We start from the raw sequence: 19,019 nt of genomic DNA on the forward strand, positions 1-19,019 counted from the left end.
TCATGACCCAACTGAAACTGGACACGCTCAGTGACCGCATTAAGGCGCACAAAACCGCGCTGGTACATATCGTGAAACCGCCGGTCTGTACCGAGCGCGCGCAGCATTATACCGAAATGTATCAGCAGCATCTGGATAAACCGATTCCGGTACGCCGCGCGCTGGCGCTGGCCCATCACCTGGCGGAACGCACTATCTGGATAAAACACGATGAACTGATCGTCGGCAACCAGGCAAGTGAAGTCCGCGCCGCGCCGATTTTCCCGGAATATACCGTCTCGTGGATTGAAAAAGAGATCGACGACCTGGCAGACCGGCCCGGCGCAGGTTTTTCCGTAAGTGAAGAAAACAAGCGTATTCTGCACGACGTCTGTCCATGGTGGCGCGGTCAAACCGTCCAGGATCGCTGCTACGGCATGTTTACCGATGAACAAAAAGGGCTTCTGGCGACTGGCATTATCAAAGCCGAAGGTAATATGACTTCCGGTGACGCGCACCTGGCGGTGAACTTCCCGCTGCTGCTGGAAAAAGGGCTTGATGGCCTGCGCGATAAAGTCGCCGAGCGCCGCTCACGCATCAACCTTACCGTGCTGGAAGATCTGCATGGCGAGCAGTTCCTGAAGGCGATTGATATTGTGCTGGATGCGGTAAGCCAGCACATCACGCGCTTTGCCGCGCTGGCGCGCCAGATGGCAGGCGAAGAGTCCCGTGAAAGCCGTCGTAAAGAGCTACTTACCATCGCCGAAAACTGCGAGGTGATCGCCCACCAACCGCCGCAGACCTTCTGGCAAGCACTGCAATTGTGCTACTTCATCCAACTGATTCTACAAATTGAGTCTAACGGTCACTCGGTGTCATTTGGTCGTATGGACCAGTATCTTTACCCCTATTATCGTCGCGATGTCGAACTAAACCAGACTCTGGATCGTGAGCACGCCATTGAACTGCTGCACAGCTGCTGGCTGAAACTGCTGGAAGTAAACAAGATCCGCTCCAGTTCGCACTCCAAAGCTTCCGCGGGCAGCCCGCTGTATCAAAACGTCACCATTGGCGGTCAGAATCTCATCAACGGTCAGCCAGTGGACGCAGTGAATCCGCTGTCTTACGCCATTCTGGAGTCCTGCGGACGTTTGCGTTCTACCCAGCCCAACCTCAGTGTGCGTTATCACGCCGGAATGAGTAACGATTTCCTTGACGCCTGCGTCCAGGTCATCCGCTGCGGCTTTGGGATGCCGGCGTTTAACAATGATGAAATCGTCATCCCGGAATTTATCAAGTTGGGGATCGAACCACAGGACGCTTACGATTACGCGGCGATCGGCTGTATCGAAACCGCCGTCGGCGGGAAATGGGGTTATCGCTGCACCGGCATGAGCTTTATTAACTTCGCCCGCGTCATGCTGGCGGCGCTGGAAGGCGGTCGCGACGCCACCAGCGGCAAGGTATTTCTGCCGCAGGAAAAGGCGCTCTCCGCAGGCAACTTTAACAATTTTGACGAAGTGATGGCCGCCTGGGATACCCAAATTCGCTACTACACGCGCAAATCGATCGAAATTGAGTATGTGGTCGACACCATGCTGGAAGAGAACGTCCACGATATTCTCTGCTCAGCGCTGGTAGATGACTGTATTGAACGCGCGAAAAGTATCAAGCAAGGCGGCGCGAAATATGACTGGGTATCCGGTCTCCAGGTCGGTATCGCCAACCTGGGCAACAGCCTCGCTGCCGTGAAAAAACTGGTCTTCGAACAGGGCGTTATCGGTCAACAGCAGCTTGCCGCCGCGCTGGCCGATGACTTTGACGGGCTGCCCCATGAGCAGCTGCGCCAGCGTCTGATTAACGGCGCGCCGAAGTACGGTAACGACGATGACAGTGTCGATACCCTGCTGGCGCGCGCTTATCAGACCTATATTGATGAGCTGAAGCAATACCATAACCCGCGCTATGGTCGTGGCCCTGTGGGCGGCAACTATTACGCCGGTACGTCCTCTATCTCAGCAAACGTGCCATTTGGCGCCGCGACTATGGCTACCCCGGATGGTCGCAAAGCGCATACACCGCTGGCGGAAGGCGCAAGCCCTGCATCAGGTACGGATCATCTCGGCCCGACGGCGGTGATCGGTTCCGTAGGCAAATTACCTACCGGTTCCATTCTCGGCGGCGTGCTGCTCAATCAGAAACTGAACCCAACGACGCTGGAAAACGAATCCGACAAACAGAAACTGATGGTTCTGCTACGGACGTTCTTTGAGGTGCATAAAGGCTGGCATATTCAGTACAACATCGTGTCACGCGAAACGCTGCTGGATGCGAAAAAACATCCGGATCAGTACCGCGATCTGGTCGTGCGTGTGGCAGGCTACTCCGCCTTCTTCACCGCGCTGTCGCCGGACGCGCAGGACGATATCATCGCCCGTACCGAACATATGCTGTAATTTGCCCTGGCGCCATCGGCAATATGTCCGAACTGCCTGATGGCGCTACGTTTAACAGGCCTGCGCAGGCCTGTTAATCAGAAGGGATCGGTGCCGTCAAGCACGGCCTGAATGACGTTGAGCGCGCCTTGATGGTTATTATCATCAGTGTGATAACGTGAAAGCGCTTTGATATTGTCTGCGGCATTGCCCATGGCAAAAGAGTAATGCGCCATTTTCAACATTTCCGCATCATTACCGCTGTCGCCAATGGCGACGACATTCTGTGGCGACCTGTTCCAGCGCTTTAACAGACGACTGATGCCATTCGCTTTATGCAGTCCCGGGATAATCAGGTCGATAAAACCGAAGCCACTGGTGACGGGCTTCATGATGCCATCCAAAGATACGTGCAGTTTGTCGATAACCAGCGGAATTTGTTCATCGGGCAAATTCAGGGAGAACTTAAACAGGATATCGTCAATGTCGTGATAATCGTTTACCGGCTGCAGGCGGTGATAATGTTTGGCCATCAGCGCCACGAAAGTCTCGGGAGCGTTTTTGCTGACATAAGCGCTTTTCAGACCGCAGGCGACGAAGTTAAGCTGCTTATCCTTCAGCAGTTCGCCAATCACAATCCGCGATTCATGCCGGGTTAGCTCCCCGTGAAACAACTGCTTGCCATGTTCATACACCAGCGCGCCATTTTCTGCGACAAAGGAAATTTCGTCTTTCAGCTCGGGGAAGAAGGAGATCAACTGGTAGTACTGATTACCGCTGGCGACCACAAATTCGATATTACGTTTTTTCAGTTCCTGGTATTGCGCCATGAAGCGTACACGATCGTACTGCTTGGCATCGTCGAGAAAAGTGCCGTCCATATCTGTAACGACAACGTTAACGGTCATACTTAAGCTCCTGGCTGTAACTGCGACCAGAAACATTTTAATAACAATGTGAGCAGAACCACAAATTTATTTCGAATGAAAAGTGGCTGAACGAAAGGAATAGCCGCACAAGACATTAAGGCGTCCTGGCCACCTTACGTTTTCCTCTCGCTTCCCTCTTTGTGCGCTCCTGCAATATTTTAAACTTACATTAACCTTATTTTAACTTAAAGTATCACATGTAACTAATTTTACTTTCGAACGAAAGACGATGAGGTTGATATGACAACTCCTTTTACCCACGAAACGCTGCCCGCCGACCCAAAAGCGGCCATTCGTCAGATGAAGCAGGCGCTACGCGCGCAAATCGGCGACGTACAGGCGGTGTTCGACCGTTTGAGCGCCACCATAGCAGCCCGGGTGGCGGAAATTAACGATCTGAAGGCGCAGGGACAGCCGGTATGGCCAATTATCCCTTTTAGCGAACTGGCGATGGGCAACATTAGCGATGCCACCCGCGCCGAGGTTAAGCGCCGCGGGTGCGCGGTGATTAAAGGTCATTTTCCACGCGAACAGGCGCTGGCATGGGACCAGTCGATGCTCGACTATCTGGACAAGAACCATTTTGACGAGGTGTATAAAGGACCGGGGGATAATTTTTTCGGTACGCTGAGCGCCTCCCGGCCTGAAATCTATCCTGTCTACTGGTCGCAGGCGCAAATGCAGGCCCGCCAAAGTGAAGAGATGGCGCTGGCGCAGTCGTTTCTCAACCGTCTATGGCAGGTAGAGCACGACGGCAAGCGATGGTTTAATCCGGATATCAGCATCATTTACCCGGATCGCATCCGCCGTCGCCCGCCGGGCACCACATCCAAAGGACTGGGAGCGCATACCGACTCCGGCGCGCTGGAGCGCTGGCTGCTACCAGCCTATCAGCAGGTATTCGCCAGCGTGTTTAACGGCAACGTCGAGCAGTACGATCCGTGGAATGCGGCGCACCGTACCGAAGTTGAAGAGTATACGGTGGATAATACCACCAAATGCTCGGTATTTCGCACCTTCCAGGGCTGGACCGCGCTCTCCGATATGCTGCCCGGCCAGGGGTTGCTTCATGTCGTCCCTATCCCGGAGGCGATGGCGTATATTCTGCTGCGCCCGCTGCTGGATGATGTCCCGGAAGATGAATTATGCGGCGTCGCGCCGGGCAGGGTGCTGCCGGTTTCTGAACAGTGGCATCCTTTACTGATGGCGGCGTTAACCAGCATTCCGCCGCTGGAAGCCGGGGATTCCGTGTGGTGGCATTGCGATGTCATCCACTCCGTCGCCCCCGTCGAAAATCAGCAGGGCTGGGGCAATGTGATGTACATTCCTGCCGCGCCAATGTGTGAGAAGAATCTGGCCTATGCGCGTAAGGTGAAAGCGGCGCTGGAGACAGGCGCATCACCGGGCGATTTCCCGCGCGAGGACTATGAAACCACCTGGGAAGGGCGCTTCACGCTGCGCGATCTGAATATTCACGGTAAACGGGCATTAGGTATGGACGTTTGACGGTCGTACCGCCCTGCCCGCTTAACTGCGGTGCGCCCTTTGTCTGGGCGCACCCGTCTTACCGGACCTACGCGCCAGGATACGTAGGCCCGGTAAACACAACGCCACCGGGCGTCAGTGTTTAGCTTTCAATCCCTTTACTACGCAAATAATCGTCGTAGTTGCCGCTGAAGTCCACCACGCGCTCCGGCGTAATTTCAGGAACTGAAAAAGCGCGGCATTGAGTTCGTTGTCGCCAGCGGTAATCAGTATTACCAGCTTATTTCGTTCTTTCCTGAGCTAAAGGATGAGATCTCTTTTGTCGCGGAAAACGGCGCACTGGTTTACGAACATGGCAAGCAACTGTTCCACGGCGAACTGACCTGACATGAATCGCGGATTGTTATTGGCGAGTTGCTGAAATATAAGCAACTTAATTTTGTCGCCTGCGGTCTGCAAAGTGCATATGTCAGCGAAAATGCGCCAGAAGCACTCGTTACCCTGATGGCAAAACACTACCATCGCCTGAAACCCGTAAAAGATTATCAGGAGATTGATGACGTACTGTTCAAGTTTTCGCTCAACCTACCGGATGAACAAATCCCGTTAGTGATCGACAAACTACACGTTACGCTCGATGGCATTATGAAGCCCGCCACAAGTGGTTTTGACTTTATCGATCTGATTATTCCCGGCCTGCATAAAGCAAACGGTATTTCGCGGTTACTGAAACGCTGGGATCTGTCGCCACAGAATGTCGTCGCCATTGGCGACAGCGGCAATGACGCAGAGATGCTTAAAATGGCGCGTTATTCCTTTGCGATGGACAATGCCGCAGAAAACATTAAATAAATCGCCCGTTACGCTACCGATAATAATAATCATGAAGGCGCACTGAATGTGATTCAGGCTGTGCTGGAAAATAAAGTGCCGTTTACACTTTAACGAGAGTCGGGGCAATTGCCCCGATTTCTCAATGAGCATTACACTCATCTTCTTCAATCAGTTCAACCACTAATGTGGTTCCAGGCCCCTGTAAGTAATATTCATCGTCAAGGGGATCGCGCAGTTTCATAAATGTCGTTTTACCGACTTGCATGGTATGCCCGGCAGCCATTTTTGCTCCACTTTCAAGCAGGTAACGCAGAACATTATTGAAAATATCAGAATATTTTTGCCCTTCGTGATGACCTTGTGCGTGTGCTGCGAAATCTGGTAGCCCAAAGCAATCAGCACCATAGGTACGCATCCATACGCCTTCGATATCCTCAACTTCATATTTCACAAATCCACAAAATAGAGAGGTCAGCGGGAAACCTTCACGCAACATTTCCAGACTATGCTTACCCAACTCCTGAGACTTAAATACCCCCGCAGGTAATGAAGTGTGAGCCGATTCATTTAATACAGCGACAGCCCCCATGCTACTTAATGCACCTGCAACCACAGCCAACGCAACATATTGCTCTAAAGGTGAAGTATCATACCCCTTATAATATAAAATAATATTTGCACTGGTTGCCCGTACTTGCTCTTTTACTTCCTGGGGATAATGAGCTGGCGCGACGCATTGTTCGATTGATTCCTGAGGGTAAGGCGTTTTAAATCCAACCATCGATATTACATGCTTACCCCATCCTGCTAAACCAAAAAAATCCAGTTCAGGGACAAGTTCACACGTTGCCTGTTTCATACTGGAGTGATAATTACGCAACAAGCGGGTGAGTTCTTTTGAATTATTTTCCGGGAGAGTATCAAATACAACAACTAAACTTAGTGGGTTATCAATTTCAGCATTCGCTACTAAAACACCTTGTATATTAGATGAGTTTTTTTCTTTACGGCCAAAAAAGCGTTCCAAAATGCTCATATTTATTCCTTTTGTTGAACAATAAAGGAATATAAAATAGCACTTGAATTCTTATAAAGAAAATAACATTACAATATGTTTACCACAAAATATATTCGCAATTTTTATGATAGATCCTCTTCTTTCATTTAATTTTAAAATAGAATATTAAGAGCCTATCCCACCAGGCGTTATTGGCGCAGCCAGTTTGGACACGGACAGCGCGCAAAAACCGGAGCGTACACGTAGTACGTGAGGATTTTGAGCACTGCCCAGGTCCAAAATGGCAAGTAAAATAGCCCTAATGGGATAGGCTCTAAGAGTATATATAATTTTCACATTGCATTCGGAAAAAATAAAAATTACCTTGTTAACATTCTGTAACCCCGACGCTATCGGGGTTACAGACAATAACTTACTCGATCCCTTTACTACGCAAATAATCGTCGTAGTTGCCGCTGAAGTCCACCACGCGCTCCGGCGTAATTTCAATGACGCGGGTTGCCAGCGAGCTGACGAACTCACGGTCGTGCGAAACAAAGATCAGCGTGCCCTGATACAGCTCCAGCGCCATATTCAGCGATTCGATCGACTCCATATCCAGGTGGTTAGTCGGTTCGTCCATGATCAGGATATTCGGCTTTTGCATCATCAGTTTGCCGAACAGCATACGGCCCTTCTCGCCACCGGAGAGGACTTTCGCAGGCTTTTTGATATCATCCTGGCTAAATAACAGGCGGCCCAGAATACTGCGCACTGCCTGCTCGTCGTCGCCTTCCTGCTTCCACTGACTCATCCATTCAAACACCGTCAGGTCATTTTCGAATTCATATTCGTGGTCCTGCGCGTAGTAACCAATACGCGCGTTTTCCGACCATTTAACGGTGCCGTGATCGGCGTCCAGATCGCCAACCAGCGTCTTCAGCAGCGTAGATTTACCCACGCCATTGGTGCCGAGTACCGCCAGCTTCTCCCCGACTTCGAGCAGCAAATTGACATTTTTAAACAGCGGACCGTTATCAAAACCTTTCGTCAGCGCCTCCACTTCCAGAGCGTTACGGAACAGTTTTTTATCCTGCTCAAAACGGATGAACGGGTTCTGACGGCTGGAGGCTTTCACCTCTTCCAGCTTGATTTTATCAATCTGCCGCGCGCGCGACGTTGCCTGACGCGATTTAGAGGCATTGGCGCTAAAACGGCTAACAAAAGATTGCAGCTCGGCAATTTGCGCTTTTTTCTTCGCATTATCGGCCAACAGACGTTCACGCGCCTGGGTCGCCGCCGTCATATACTCATCATAGTTACCCGGATAGACGCGCAAGTCGCCGTAATCCAGATCCGCCATATGCGTACAAACCATGTTCAGGAAGTGACGGTCGTGCGAAATGATGATCATCGTGCTATCGCGCTCGTTCAGCACCTGCTCCAGCCAACGGATAGTATCAATATCCAGGTTGTTGGTCGGTTCGTCGAGCAACAGGATGTCCGGATTAGAGAATAACGCCTGCGCCAGCAGCACACGCAATTTCCAGCCTGGCGCGACTTCACTCATCAGACCGTAATGCTGCTCCAGCGGGATGCCCACCCCCAACAGCAGTTCGCCCGCGCGCGCCTCAGCGGAATAACCGTCCATCTCGCCGTATTTTACTTCCAGATCGGCGACTTTATAGCCGTCTTCTTCGCTCATTTCCGGCAAGGCGTAGATACGGTCGCGCTCCTGCTTGACTTCCCACAGTTCGCCATGCCCCATAATGACAGTATCAAGTACGGTGAATGTTTCAAAAGCGAACTGGTCCTGACGCAGCTTACCGATGCGCTCATTCGGATCGAGGGAAACATTGCCCAGCGTCGGCTCCAGGTCGCCGCCGAGGATTTTCATAAAAGTGGACTTTCCGCTACCGTTGGCGCCAATCAGGCCGTAACGGTTGCCGCCGCCAAATTTGACGGAAATGTTTTCGAACAGCGGCTTACTGCCGAACTGCATGGTAACGTTGCTGGAAACTAACACAGGCTTATCCTGAAAAAAGATGTGACAAACCGCTTATTATGCCACAAGTCTGAAATAAGATCGCGCCCTGTACAAAGGGCTACACTGAACCGTAAGGGAAAAAAACGTGATTTCGTACACATCTGAATTCCCTGTTTACTGGAATGCACCTATAATGCGCTCCCAACATGACAGAATTCTCAACCTACTAGCCTGCTTGGCACAGAATCTCGCATAACATGAATATGAAATTAACAACGCTTTTCGCGGCGGCTTTCGCTGTAGTTGGTTTTTGTAAAACAGCCTCAGCAGTCACTTACCCGCTGCCTACCGATGGTAGCCGTTTAATTGGGCAAAATCAGGTCATCACCGTTCCGGAGGGCAATACCCAGCCGCTGGAGTATTTTGCCGCGGAGTACCAGATGGGGCTCTCCAACATGCTGGAAGCCAACCCTGGCGTGGATACCTTCCTGCCGAAGGGCGGTACCGTGCTGAATATTCCGCAGCAGCTGATCCTGCCGGATACCGTACACGAAGGCATTATCATCAATAGCGCGGAAATGCGCCTCTATTACTACCCGAAAGGCACAAACACCGTTATCGTCCTGCCGATTGGGATCGGTCAGTTAGGTAAAGACACGCCTATCAACTGGACGACCAAAGTTGAACGTAAAAAAGCCGGTCCGACCTGGACGCCTACGGCAAAAATGCACGCTGAATATCGCGCCGCCGGCGAGCCGCTGCCTGCCGTCGTACCTGCGGGCCCGGATAACCCGATGGGCCTGTACGCGCTGTACATCGGTCGCCTGTATGCTATTCACGGCACCAACGCCAACTTCGGCATCGGGCTTCGCGTGAGCCACGGCTGCGTGCGTCTGCGCAACGACGATATCAAATTCCTGTTTGAAAATGTGCCGGTCGGTACCCGCGTGCAGTTTATCGATGAACCGGTAAAAGCCACCACCGAGCCGGACGGTAGCCGTTACATTGAGGTGCATAACCCGCTGTCAACGACGGAAGCGCAGTTTGAAGGTAAGGAAGCGGTGCCGATCACGCTTAATAAGAGTATCCTGGCCGTCACCAACGAGCCTGACGTTGATCAGACCGTCGTACAACAGGCAGTTCAGGATCGTTCCGGGATGCCGGTTCGTCTGAACTGACAGACTCTGCCTGCGAAGCCCGATAGACACTATCGGGCTTCTCTTACGGCATCAGTTGCAATAATCCATATCCCACCAGCGCCGCCCATGCCAGCATCGGCAGCGAATAGAAATGAAATCGCCACCAGATTCGGCGATCGTTCGCCATCCGTAAAGCAATAAGATTTGCCAGCGACCCCGGCAGCAGACCAAACCCGCCGATATTCACCGCCCACGCCAGCAACGTCGAGGCCGGTACATAGTTCAGCAGGAGAATGGTACTGGGCACATTACTGATAACCTGCGACAGGCCGATAGCGGTTAGCCAAAGCCCCAGGTGAGACAGTGCGCCAACCTGGTTGAAAACGCCCTGCAACGCCGGCAATTGCGTTAGCAGATGGACATCAATAAACATCGCCATAAATACCAGCAGCAGCGTCCAGTCCACGCTGACTATCACCCTGCGCGCCAGCACAATAAACCCAGCCGCCACCAACACCAGTCCCCATAACTCTTGCCTGAGCTCCAGCGCGGTAAGAAAAACGACATATAATGCCAGGCAACTCCACACCAGACGGGGCTGCCACTGCGGCGAACGCGTACCGGTATGATACTGTAACGCCCTACCCGGAAAACAAAACCAGCACAGGAGCAGTAACGTCAGCATCATCATGACGGCAAGCGGCGCCATTTGCCCGCTAAATTCAGCAAAGGTTAAGCCGGAGCGTCCCCACAACAGAATATTTTGCGGATTACCGACAGGCGTCAGCAGCGAACCGGCGTTCACCGCCAACGCTTCAAAAATAATCAATCGGTTGACCGGAATCGCGCACAGTTTTTTTAACGTTATCGTCAGCGGCACAACGATAAACAGCGCGACATCGTTTGTCAGAAAGGTCGACAGCGCCGCCGCAGCCAGCACCAGGAACATCGCCAGTTGCCGCTCGGTATGAAATCGGCGCGTCATCTTGCGTCCCAGCACATCAAAATAGCCGCTCAGCTCAACGCCTTTAGTGAGCAACATTAACCCACTGAGGGTAATAATGGTGTGCCAGTCAATCGCGCCAGGCCAGGCGCGGGGCGCAAAAGGAACAAACAGGCTTAACGCCATCCCCACAATGATCAACAACTGAAAAAAACGGTCACGCCGCAGCGCCCGTAAAAAAGCCAGATTCATTCTGCAGATGTTCCATGCTGTTGCGTGAAGGCCAAAAAGGCATCCAATGTCTCCTGGCTGACATGGTGTTCCATCCCTTCCGCATCACGACGCGCGATCTCCGGACTTACGCCTAACACCAGTAAAAAATTTTCGACAATTTGGTGCCGCTCGCGGCTTTCCTGCGCCAGCTTCTCCCCTTCCGGCGTCAGAAAAACGCCGCGCCAGGGGATCATTTGAATAAATCCTAACGATGCCAGGCGCTTAAGCATTTTGGCCACAGTCGGCTGGGAGACGCCGAGCCGCGCCGCCATATCCACCTGACGCGCTTCCCCTACCTCAATAATTAAATCGGAAATCAGCTCAACGTAGTCGTCTATCAACTCACGGCGATGCGCCTCTCTGACCTGACGAAATCCTTCAACGTGTTCTTCTACGTTCACCAATTGCGTCACTTTTTTTGTTGTTGGCGTACCTGCGCGACGACCCATTTTGCTTCCTCGTTTCTGTGACGCGTTAACGCGTCAGCTGACAGAGCGCTCATTGTAAACCAGAGTTGTCCGGGCACAAAAAATTAACGTTTTAGCAATAGCTATAAAACATAGCCTGTGCTATATCTGTATGTAATGCAGACATCCCTCACGGATCGATGGGATAGAAACATCAGGAGGTTTATATGAACGAATTTAAGAGGTGTATACGCGTGTTCAGTCACTCTCCCTTTAAAGTCCGGTTAATGCTGCTCTCTATGTTGTGCGATATGATCAACGGCAAACCGGAGCAGGATAACCCTTCCACGAAATAACGCGGCGGTGCGGTACGCCGCTTTATTTTGCATCCTCAACGGAAATGGCGCCCATTTCCCCTGTTTTTTTTGTGGTTTTGCTATTCTCTTCGCAAAACATTTTCTTTCCGGCGGTTGACCTTCTTACCCGCACGCTCTATCTTCTGGCAGCCCTGAATATTTTGCGACTCGCCGTTGCGAACCCAATACCTTTTTTACGCATAATCAGGCAGGTAATGACCCTTCGCGCCAGGGTTAGCACATGGCGTTTTTGCAATAGTGGCATATGAATTCAACCCTTATCGATTCACTTCTGGCCCGTCGTCGGGCTGTAAGCCCGTGGGCGGGCCTCTACTTTTTACAGTCGCTGCTGATTAACCTCGCGCTCGGCTACCCCTTTAGCCTGCTTTATACCGCGGCGTTTACCTGCCTGTTGCTGTTGCTCTGGCGCTACCTGCCCCGCGGACAAAAAGCGCTGCTCGGCATCTGTTCGCTGGTAGCCGCTTGCTATTTTCCCTTTGGCCAGGCTTACGGCGCGCCGAACTTTAATACGCTGCTGGCGCTGCACTCCACCAATATGGAAGAGTCGAGCGAAATCCTGACCATCTTCCCGTGGTATAGCTACCTGACCGGACTTTTTATTTTTGCGCTGGGTATTATTGCGCTTCGCCGCCGAAAAGAAGAGGTCAGGCCGCGCTGGAATAGCCTCGACAGCCTGTGCCTGCTGATCAGCGTCGCGGCATTTTTCGTCGCGCCGATACAAAATCTGGCCTGGGGCGGCGTTTTTAAGGTTATTGATACCGGCTATCCGGTTTTTCGCTTCGCCAAAGACGTTATCGTCAATAACAACGAAGTCATTGAAGAGCAGCACCGTATGGCGCAGCTATCCGGCATAAAAGATAGCTGGACGGTTACTGCGGTGAAACCCAGATATCACATCTATGTCGTGGTGATTGGTGAAAGCGCGCGACGGGATGCCATGGGCGCTTTCGGCGGTCACTGGGATAATACCCCCTTCGCCAGCCATGTGAATGGCGACTTCTTTATGGATTACATCGCCGCCAGCGGCTCAACGCAAAAATCGCTTGGTTTAACGCTCAATCGCGTGGTGGATAACAAACCGCAGTATCAGGATAACTTCGTCACGCTGGCTAACCGCGCCGGTTTTCAGACATGGTGGTTTTCCAATCAGGGGCAAATTGGCGAATACGACACGGCCATCGCCAGTATCGCCAAACGCGCCGATGAAACGCATTTCCTGAAAAACGGCGATTTTGAAGCGGATAAAAATACTCGCGACGACGCGCTGTTAACCATGACGGCGCAGGTATTGGCGACAGAACGCACGCAACCGCAGTTGATTGTGTTGCATTTAATGGGATCGCATCCCCAGGCCTGCGACCGTACTCAGGGAAAATACGCGACGTTTGTCCAGTCGAAAGAGACGTCTTGTTATTTATACACCATGACGCAAACCGACGATTTGCTCCGTCAGCTCTATACTCAGCTTCGTCATAGCGGCGACAGTTTTTCGCTCGTCTATTTCTCCGATCACGGGCTGGCGTTTAAAGAACGCGGCAAAGCGGTACAGTACCTGGCGCATGACGACAAATTCCAGCAAAACTTCCAGGTGCCGTTTATGGTGCTATCCAGCGACAGTAAAGCGCATCGGATCATTAAAGCTCGCCGTTCCGCGAACGATTTCCTGAGTTTTTTCTCGCAATGGACAGGAATTAGCGCTAAAGAGATCAAAAATCGCTATCGATTTATTTCGGAACAGAAAGCCGGGCCCGTTTATATCACCAATTTCAAATTACAGAAAGTGGACTATAACCATCTGGGCAGCGATATTTTTTCACTAAAATAATGCACGTTTCAGGCAAAAAAAATCCGCCCCGAAAGGCGGATTTTTCATTTTCACCGACGTGATTAGAAGCGGTAACCCACGCCAGCAATCCAGGTGCCAACGTCAACGCTACGAATACGGCTCTGCTCGTAAGAGAAGTCCAGAGCAACATTTTCCATCGGGTTGAATTGCAGACCAGCGCCATAGGAGAAGCCATAATCGCTGGTGTCATGTTTGTAGGTTGGGTAATCGGTCGTCTGGAATTTACCGTAACCCACACCGACTACACCGTAGATGCTCGCCCAATCGTTCAGACGGTAAGCCGGGCCGGCAGTGATGCCGTAGTACTGACCTTTGTTGTAATCGCCCGCACCGTTAGTACGATCTTTTTCGGTGTAGGTGAAGGAACCGATTACGCCCAGCGGGTTGTCGTCCTGCTCGTAACGATACTTCAGGTTAAAACCGCTCATTTTATTCGCTACGCCCTGCGCGTCGCTCTGAGCGTAACCACCGGTAACGGTAGAAGTAGCAGCTACTGCAGTACCTGCGGAAAAAGCCAGAACAGCGGCCAGTGCTGAAAGACATGCAATTTTTTTCATAACCACCTCAAATGTGCTTCAAGTAAGTCCTAAGTTTTAAATATATCAAAAATTAATGGGAAACTCTTTGCGATTCACGGTGTCTAAGGGCGCCTTTCATGTAACAGAACGTTTCCATATCGCGCTATCTTATTCAATTAACATCACTTTTCCGGCTGATTGCACCAATAATGCGTGTGCGACGCGATACATTCATCCAGATTATTCCTAAACTAACAGTCTATTTATCCATCAATTTAAGTTCATTTTATGGAATCCTGGAAATTTTTTTTCAACGAATCCTCAACCGCCGCGGGGAATTTCCATTACACTGCCACCTTTACTCGTACTGACATTTTTTGACAGGAGAAAGGATGCCGGGGTCAACACGTAAACTACCAGTCTGGTTGCCCATTTTGGTTTTGCTCATTGCCATGTCCTCTATTCAGAGTGGCGCTTCACTGGCGAAATCGTTATTTCCTCTTGTCGGCGCCCCGGGCGTAACGGCGCTTCGTCTGGCGTTGGGAACGCTTATCCTTATCGCCTTTTTCAAACCCTGGCGTTTGCGTTTTGCCAAAGAGCAGCGGCTGCCTTTACTGTTTTATGGTCTGTCGCTGGGCGGGATGAACTATCTATTCTATCTGTCGATTCAGACGGTGCCGTTGGGTATTGCGGTCGCGCTGGAATTTACCGGTCCTCTGGCGGTCGCGCTGTTTTCATCCCGGCGGCCGGTAGATTTTATTTGGGTCGTACTGGCTGTGCTTGGGCTCTGGTTCCTGCTGCCATTAGGGCAAGATATGTCTCACGTCGATCTTACCGGGGCCGCGTTGGCGCTCGGCGCTGGCGCCTGTTGGGCTGTCTATATTCTTACCGGCCAGCGAGCAGGCGCGGAACATGGTCCGGCCACGGTGGCGGTAGGCTCGCTGATTGCCGCCATCATTTTCGTGCCGATTGGCGCAGTTCAGGCTGGCGACGCGCTATGGCACTGGTCGATTCTTCCCTTAGGGTTAGCGGTCGCTGTGCTTTCTACGGCGCTGCCTTATTCACTGGAAATGATTGCACTGACGCGCCTGCCAACCCGCACCTTCGGTACGCTGATGAGCATGGAACCCGCGCTGGCCGCCGTTTCCGGGATGATTTTTCTGGGCGAAACGCTTACGGGCATACAAATCATGGCCCTGTGCGCCATCATTGCCGCCTCAATGGGTTCTACCCTAACGATTCGACGCGAACCGCAAATTAAACAAGTTGACGTAAAATAGTTTCTTATTCTGCATGATGTGCATAATCATGCAGAATATCACTTCGTTATTCACCTTTTATTATTGCGCTATTACTTCGTCATTTTTTGTCATATTTTTTCTCATTTTTTACATTAAAATGAGAATTATTACCCACCAAACAGCAAACTCGTCTAACCAGTTGATTTTTAATCAAAATAAATATTAAATCTTGTCTGTACTATTAAAGTGATAGGTAAATTCAAAAAAGCAAAGTTAAAAACCGGTGCTATACTTATTTTCGTTAATTACCTGGGACACAAACATCAAGAGGATATGAGATTATGAGTACCGCTAAACTGGTAAAAACAAAAGCGTCTAATCTGCTTTATACCCGTAACGATGTATCAGAGAGCGATAAAAAAGCGACGGTTGAGTTGCTTAATCGTCAGGTGATCCAGTTCATTGACCTGTCGCTGATCACGAAACAGGCCCACTGGAACATGCGCGGTGCTAACTTTATTGCCGTTCATGAGATGCTGGATGGCTTCCGTACCGCACTGACCGATCATCTGGATACTATGGCCGAGCGCGCCGTACAGCTTGGCGGTGTGGCGTTAGGCACCACGCAAGTTATCAACAGCAAAACTCCACTGAAAAGCTATCCGCTCGACATCCATAACGTGCAGGATCACTTAAAAGAACTGGCCGATCGCTACGCTGTTGTCGCTAATGATGTTCGCAAAGCTATCGGTGAAGCCAAAGATGAAGACACTGCCGATATCTTTACCGCCGCATCACGCGACCTCGATAAATTCCTGTGGTTTATCGAATCCAACATCGAATAAATCTATCTCTACCCTGAATACTTCGAGTTGCAGGAAGGTACAAACGCAGCGAATCCGCAGAAGCCTGACTTCCGTCGGTCACTGAAGCGAACGCACCTGCAACTTGATGTACACAGGTATATAAGTCATCCCTATACCCCTGCCTGGCACAGGGGTTTTGCACTTAAATAGTGCACACGTCTTGTACTCCCCTCCGATAAAAGTGAATTATTTGTAATAATTACATCACACAATCGTTAATTAAAGATTGTTTTAACAACAATTTTTACGCTAAATAGACCCTGTATCTCTACTTTGTTATTCATGCACTAAATCAGTGCCCCAAAACGGTGCAGCATACTGGTTTTGCCCGACTTATTGTGCACAGGAATGATTGACGCTTCTGTTAAAACAATGAGTTACATAATTGGCATGATTTTTTCATTACGCTACATGTTCTCGCAGGGGATCGCCCCGTGGATAGAAAAGGAAATGCTATGAAGTCTCTATTAAAAGTTTCACTGGCTGCACTTACCCTGGCTTTTGCGGTGTCTTCGCACGCCGCGAATAAGAAACTCGTTGTGGCAACCGATACGGCGTTCGTTCCGTTTGAATTTAAACAGGGCGACAAATACGTCGGTTTTGATGTTGATCTGTGGGACGCTATCGCGAAAGAACTGAAGCTGGACTACACCCTGAAACCGATGGATTTCAGCGGCATTATTCCGGCATTACAAACCAAAAATATCGATCTGGCGCTGGCGGGTATTACGATTACGGACGAGCGTAAAAAAGCGATCGACTTTTCCGATGGCTATTACAAAAGCGGTCTGCTCGTGATGGTGAAAGCCAACAATAACGACATTAAAAGCGTTAAAGACCTCGATGGCAAAGTCGTTGCCGTGAAGAGCGGAACCGGGTCGGTGGATTACGCGAAAGCGAATATCAAAACCAAAGACCTGCGTCAGTTCCCGAACATTGATAACGCGTACATGGAATTAGGCACCAACCGCGCAGACGCTGTTCTGCACGATACGCCGAACATCCTGTACTTTATCAAAACCGCAGGCAACGGCCAGTTCAAGGCGGTAGGCGAATCGCTGGAAGCACAGCAATACGGAGTTGCCTTCCCGAAAGGCAGCGATGAACTGCGCGAGAAAGTCAACGGCGCGCTGAAAACGCTGCGTGAGAATGGCACCTATAACGAAATCTACAAAAAATGGTTCGGTACAGAACCTAAATAAAACGACCTGATGTTGGCTTGTGGCCCGGTAGTGAGGACGCTCACCGGGCCTACAGCTCTTTCCGTGACGGATAAGACACTTTCCGCCATTTCCGCGCCGGATAGAGCATTTGACTATTTACACCACGGTAACAGGAACGACATATGCAGTTTGACTGGAGCGCCATCTGGCCCGCCATTCCGCTTTTGCTTGAGGGCGCTAAAATGACCCTGTGGATCTCGGTCCTCGGTCTGGCTGGCGGCCTGGTTATTGGACTGGCGGCAGGTTTTGCCCGTACGTTTGGCGGCTGGTTCGCTAACCACATCGCCCTGGTTTTCATTGAAATTATTCGCGGCACGCCCATCGTTGTCCAGGTCATGTTTATCTACTTTGCCCTGCCGATGGCATTTAATGATTTGCGTATTGATCCGTTCAGCGCAGCGGTCGTGACAATTATGATTAACTCCGGCGCTTATATCGCGGAAATTACTCGCGGCGCAGTACTATCCATTCACAAAGGTTTTCGCGAAGCGGGTCTGGCGCTGGGCCTTTCTCGCCGGGAAACCATCCGCCATGTTATTTTACCGCTTGCTCTGCGCCGTATGCTGCCGCCGCTGGGCAATCAGTGGATCATTAGCATCAAAGACACCTCGTTGTTTATTGTTATCGGCGTAGCCGAGCTGACCCGTCAGGGCCAGGAAATTATTGCCGGTAACTTTCGCGCCCTGGAAATCTGGAGCGCCGTGGCCGTCTTCTATTTGATCATTACGCTGGTGCTGAGCTTTATTTTGCGTCGTCTTGAAAGAAGGATGAAAATCCTGTGATTGAATTTAAAAACGTCTCCAAGCACTTTGGCCCCACCCAGGTGCTGCATAACATTGATTTAAACATCCGTCAGGGCGAAGTGGTTGTGATTATCGGCCCTTCCGGTTCGGGTAAATCCACGTTATTACGCTGTATCAATAAACTGGAAGAGATCACCTCCGGCGATCTGATTGTCGATGGTCTGAAAGTCAACGATCCTAAAGTAGACGAACGGCTGATTCGCCAGGAAGCCGGCATGGTGTTTCAACAGTTTTATCTGTTCCCGCATCTGACCGCGCTCGAAAACGTGATGTTCGGTCCTCTGCGCGTGCGCGGCGTAAAGAAAGAAGAAGCGGAAAAACAGGCGAAAGCTCTGTTAGCGAAAGTTGGACTGGCGGAACGGGCGCACCACTACCCCTCCGAGCTTTCCGGCGGTCAACAACAGCGCGTCGCTATTGCCCGAGCGCTGGCAGTGAAGCCGAAAATGATGCTCTTTGACGAGCCAACCTCCGCTCTGGACCCTGAACTGCGCCATGAAGTGCTGAAAGTCATGCAGGATCTGGCGGAAGAAGGCATGACCATGGTCATTGTGACTCACGAAATCGGCTTTGCCGAAAAAGTCGCCTCACGGCTGATTTTCATCGATAAAGGCCGTATTGCCGAAGATGGCAGTCCGCAAGCGTTGATCGAAAACCCGCCAAGCCCACGTTTACAGGAATTTTTACAGCACGTCTCCTGAAATATCGCCCTTCCTGCCCTGCGGCAGGAAGGGCATCAT

At 51.0% G+C, this 19,019-nt stretch carries 16 protein-coding genes and 2 pseudogenes; 11 read left to right on the forward strand and 7 right to left on the reverse strand.

All coding sequences use genetic code 11. The annotated features are described in order from the left end of the window. Positions 1 to 2 precede the first annotated feature (2 nt). Entirely contained in the window at positions 3 to 2,435 is a 2,433-nt protein-coding gene (locus HV477_RS04730; protein ID WP_079899226.1) for a glycyl radical protein, read from the forward strand. A gap of 77 nt (positions 2,436 to 2,512) precedes the next feature. On the opposite strand, the gene HV477_RS04735 is transcribed toward HV477_RS04730, so the two are convergent. Then, positions 2,513 to 3,322: a Cof-type HAD-IIB family hydrolase gene (locus HV477_RS04735; RefSeq protein WP_000217910.1), complete on the reverse strand. Its 810-nt coding sequence runs from the start codon at positions 3,320 to 3,322 to the stop codon at positions 2,513 to 2,515. Between the two features lie 261 nt (positions 3,323 to 3,583). On the opposite strand from HV477_RS04735, the gene HV477_RS04740 reads away from it, so the two are divergent. Further along, positions 3,584 to 4,849: a DUF1479 domain-containing protein gene (locus HV477_RS04740; RefSeq protein WP_000210952.1), complete on the forward strand. Its 1,266-nt coding sequence runs from the start codon at positions 3,584 to 3,586 to the stop codon at positions 4,847 to 4,849. Positions 4,850 to 4,970: 121 nt separating this feature from the next. On the opposite strand, the pseudogene HV477_RS28970 reads toward HV477_RS04740, so the two are convergent. Then, a pseudogene (locus tag HV477_RS28970) lies at positions 4,971 to 5,054 on the reverse strand (hypothetical protein); the annotation flags it as partial. Here HV477_RS28970 and HV477_RS04745 point away from each other — a divergent pair. After that, positions 5,045 to 5,773, forward strand: a pseudogene (locus HV477_RS04745) (Cof-type HAD-IIB family hydrolase); the annotation flags it as partial. The pseudogenes HV477_RS28970 and HV477_RS04745 overlap by 10 nt on opposite strands. Before the next feature lie 28 nt (positions 5,774 to 5,801). Here HV477_RS04745 and HV477_RS04750 read toward each other — a convergent pair. Both HV477_RS04750 and HV477_RS04755 read right to left on the reverse strand, forming a co-directional pair. Continuing rightward, a complete protein-coding gene (locus tag HV477_RS04750; RefSeq protein WP_079899232.1) occupies positions 5,802 to 6,545 on the reverse strand; it encodes a DUF4261 domain-containing protein in 744 nt (247 codons plus the stop codon). Between the two features lie 547 nt (positions 6,546 to 7,092). Beyond that, positions 7,093 to 8,685 carry an ABC-F family ATPase gene (locus HV477_RS04755; RefSeq protein ID WP_000961479.1) on the reverse strand — a complete coding sequence of 531 codons (1,593 nt, stop codon included), beginning with the start codon at positions 8,683 to 8,685 and terminating at the stop codon, positions 7,093 to 7,095. 218 nt (positions 8,686 to 8,903) lie between these two features. On the opposite strand from HV477_RS04755, the gene ldtB reads away from it, so the two are divergent. After that, on the forward strand, positions 8,904 to 9,824 hold the full coding sequence (ldtB, locus tag HV477_RS04760) for a L,D-transpeptidase (RefSeq protein WP_001056404.1): 921 nt from the start codon (positions 8,904 to 8,906) through the stop codon (positions 9,822 to 9,824). Between the two features lie 43 nt (positions 9,825 to 9,867). On the opposite strand, the gene HV477_RS04765 is transcribed toward ldtB, so the two are convergent. Both HV477_RS04765 and mntR read right to left on the reverse strand, forming a co-directional pair. After that, positions 9,868 to 10,980, reverse strand: coding sequence for an anion transporter (locus HV477_RS04765; RefSeq protein WP_001046521.1), 1,113 nt, complete (start codon positions 10,978 to 10,980; stop codon positions 9,868 to 9,870). After that, entirely contained in the window at positions 10,977 to 11,450 is a 474-nt protein-coding gene (gene mntR / locus HV477_RS04770) for a manganese-binding transcriptional regulator MntR (RefSeq protein WP_000533542.1), read from the reverse strand. Before mntR ends, HV477_RS04765 begins: the two co-directional genes overlap by 4 nt. Before the next feature lie 185 nt (positions 11,451 to 11,635). On the opposite strand from mntR, the gene mntS reads away from it, so the two are divergent. Beyond that, the gene (gene mntS / locus HV477_RS04775) at positions 11,636 to 11,764 is read left to right on the forward strand and encodes a manganase accumulation protein MntS (protein ID WP_001001755.1); all 129 of its coding nucleotides are present in this window, start codon (positions 11,636 to 11,638) and stop codon (positions 11,762 to 11,764) included. Between the two features lie 265 nt (positions 11,765 to 12,029). Next, the gene (locus tag HV477_RS04780) at positions 12,030 to 13,610 is read left to right on the forward strand and encodes a phosphoethanolamine transferase (RefSeq protein WP_079899225.1); all 1,581 of its coding nucleotides are present in this window, start codon (positions 12,030 to 12,032) and stop codon (positions 13,608 to 13,610) included. Between the two features lie 62 nt (positions 13,611 to 13,672). Here the strand turns inward: HV477_RS04780 and ompX are convergent, their stop codons facing one another. After that, positions 13,673 to 14,188: an outer membrane protein OmpX gene (gene ompX / locus HV477_RS04785; protein ID WP_000716763.1), complete on the reverse strand. Its 516-nt coding sequence runs from the start codon at positions 14,186 to 14,188 to the stop codon at positions 13,673 to 13,675. Positions 14,189 to 14,541: 353 nt separating this feature from the next. Here ompX and rhtA point away from each other — a divergent pair, with 353 nt between their 5' ends. The 5 genes from rhtA (at position 14,542) to glnQ (ending at position 18,980) form a co-directional block, all read left to right on the forward strand. After that, positions 14,542 to 15,429, forward strand: coding sequence for a threonine/homoserine exporter RhtA (gene rhtA / locus HV477_RS04790; protein ID WP_001119555.1), 888 nt, complete (start codon positions 14,542 to 14,544; stop codon positions 15,427 to 15,429). A 302-nt stretch (positions 15,430 to 15,731) separates the two neighbouring features. Beyond that, positions 15,732 to 16,235: a DNA starvation/stationary phase protection protein Dps gene (gene dps, locus HV477_RS04795; protein ID WP_000100805.1), complete on the forward strand. Its 504-nt coding sequence runs from the start codon at positions 15,732 to 15,734 to the stop codon at positions 16,233 to 16,235. Positions 16,236 to 16,711: 476 nt separating this feature from the next. After that, on the forward strand, positions 16,712 to 17,458 hold the full coding sequence (glnH, locus tag HV477_RS04800; RefSeq protein WP_175064928.1) for a glutamine ABC transporter substrate-binding protein GlnH: 747 nt from the start codon (positions 16,712 to 16,714) through the stop codon (positions 17,456 to 17,458). 143 nt (positions 17,459 to 17,601) lie between these two features. Continuing rightward, complete coding sequence (gene glnP, locus HV477_RS04805; protein ID WP_001159076.1) at positions 17,602 to 18,261, forward strand: glutamine ABC transporter permease GlnP; 660 nt, start codon at positions 17,602 to 17,604, stop codon at positions 18,259 to 18,261. Then, positions 18,258 to 18,980, forward strand: coding sequence for a glutamine ABC transporter ATP-binding protein GlnQ (gene glnQ, locus HV477_RS04810; RefSeq protein WP_000569093.1), 723 nt, complete (start codon positions 18,258 to 18,260; stop codon positions 18,978 to 18,980). The genes glnP and glnQ overlap by 4 nt, the downstream gene beginning before the upstream one ends. The last annotated feature ends 39 nt before the right edge of the window (positions 18,981 to 19,019 follow it).

The organism is Salmonella sp. SG203 (genome assembly GCF_013350575.1).
GTDB lineage: Bacteria > Pseudomonadota > Gammaproteobacteria > Enterobacterales > Enterobacteriaceae > Salmonella > Salmonella enterica.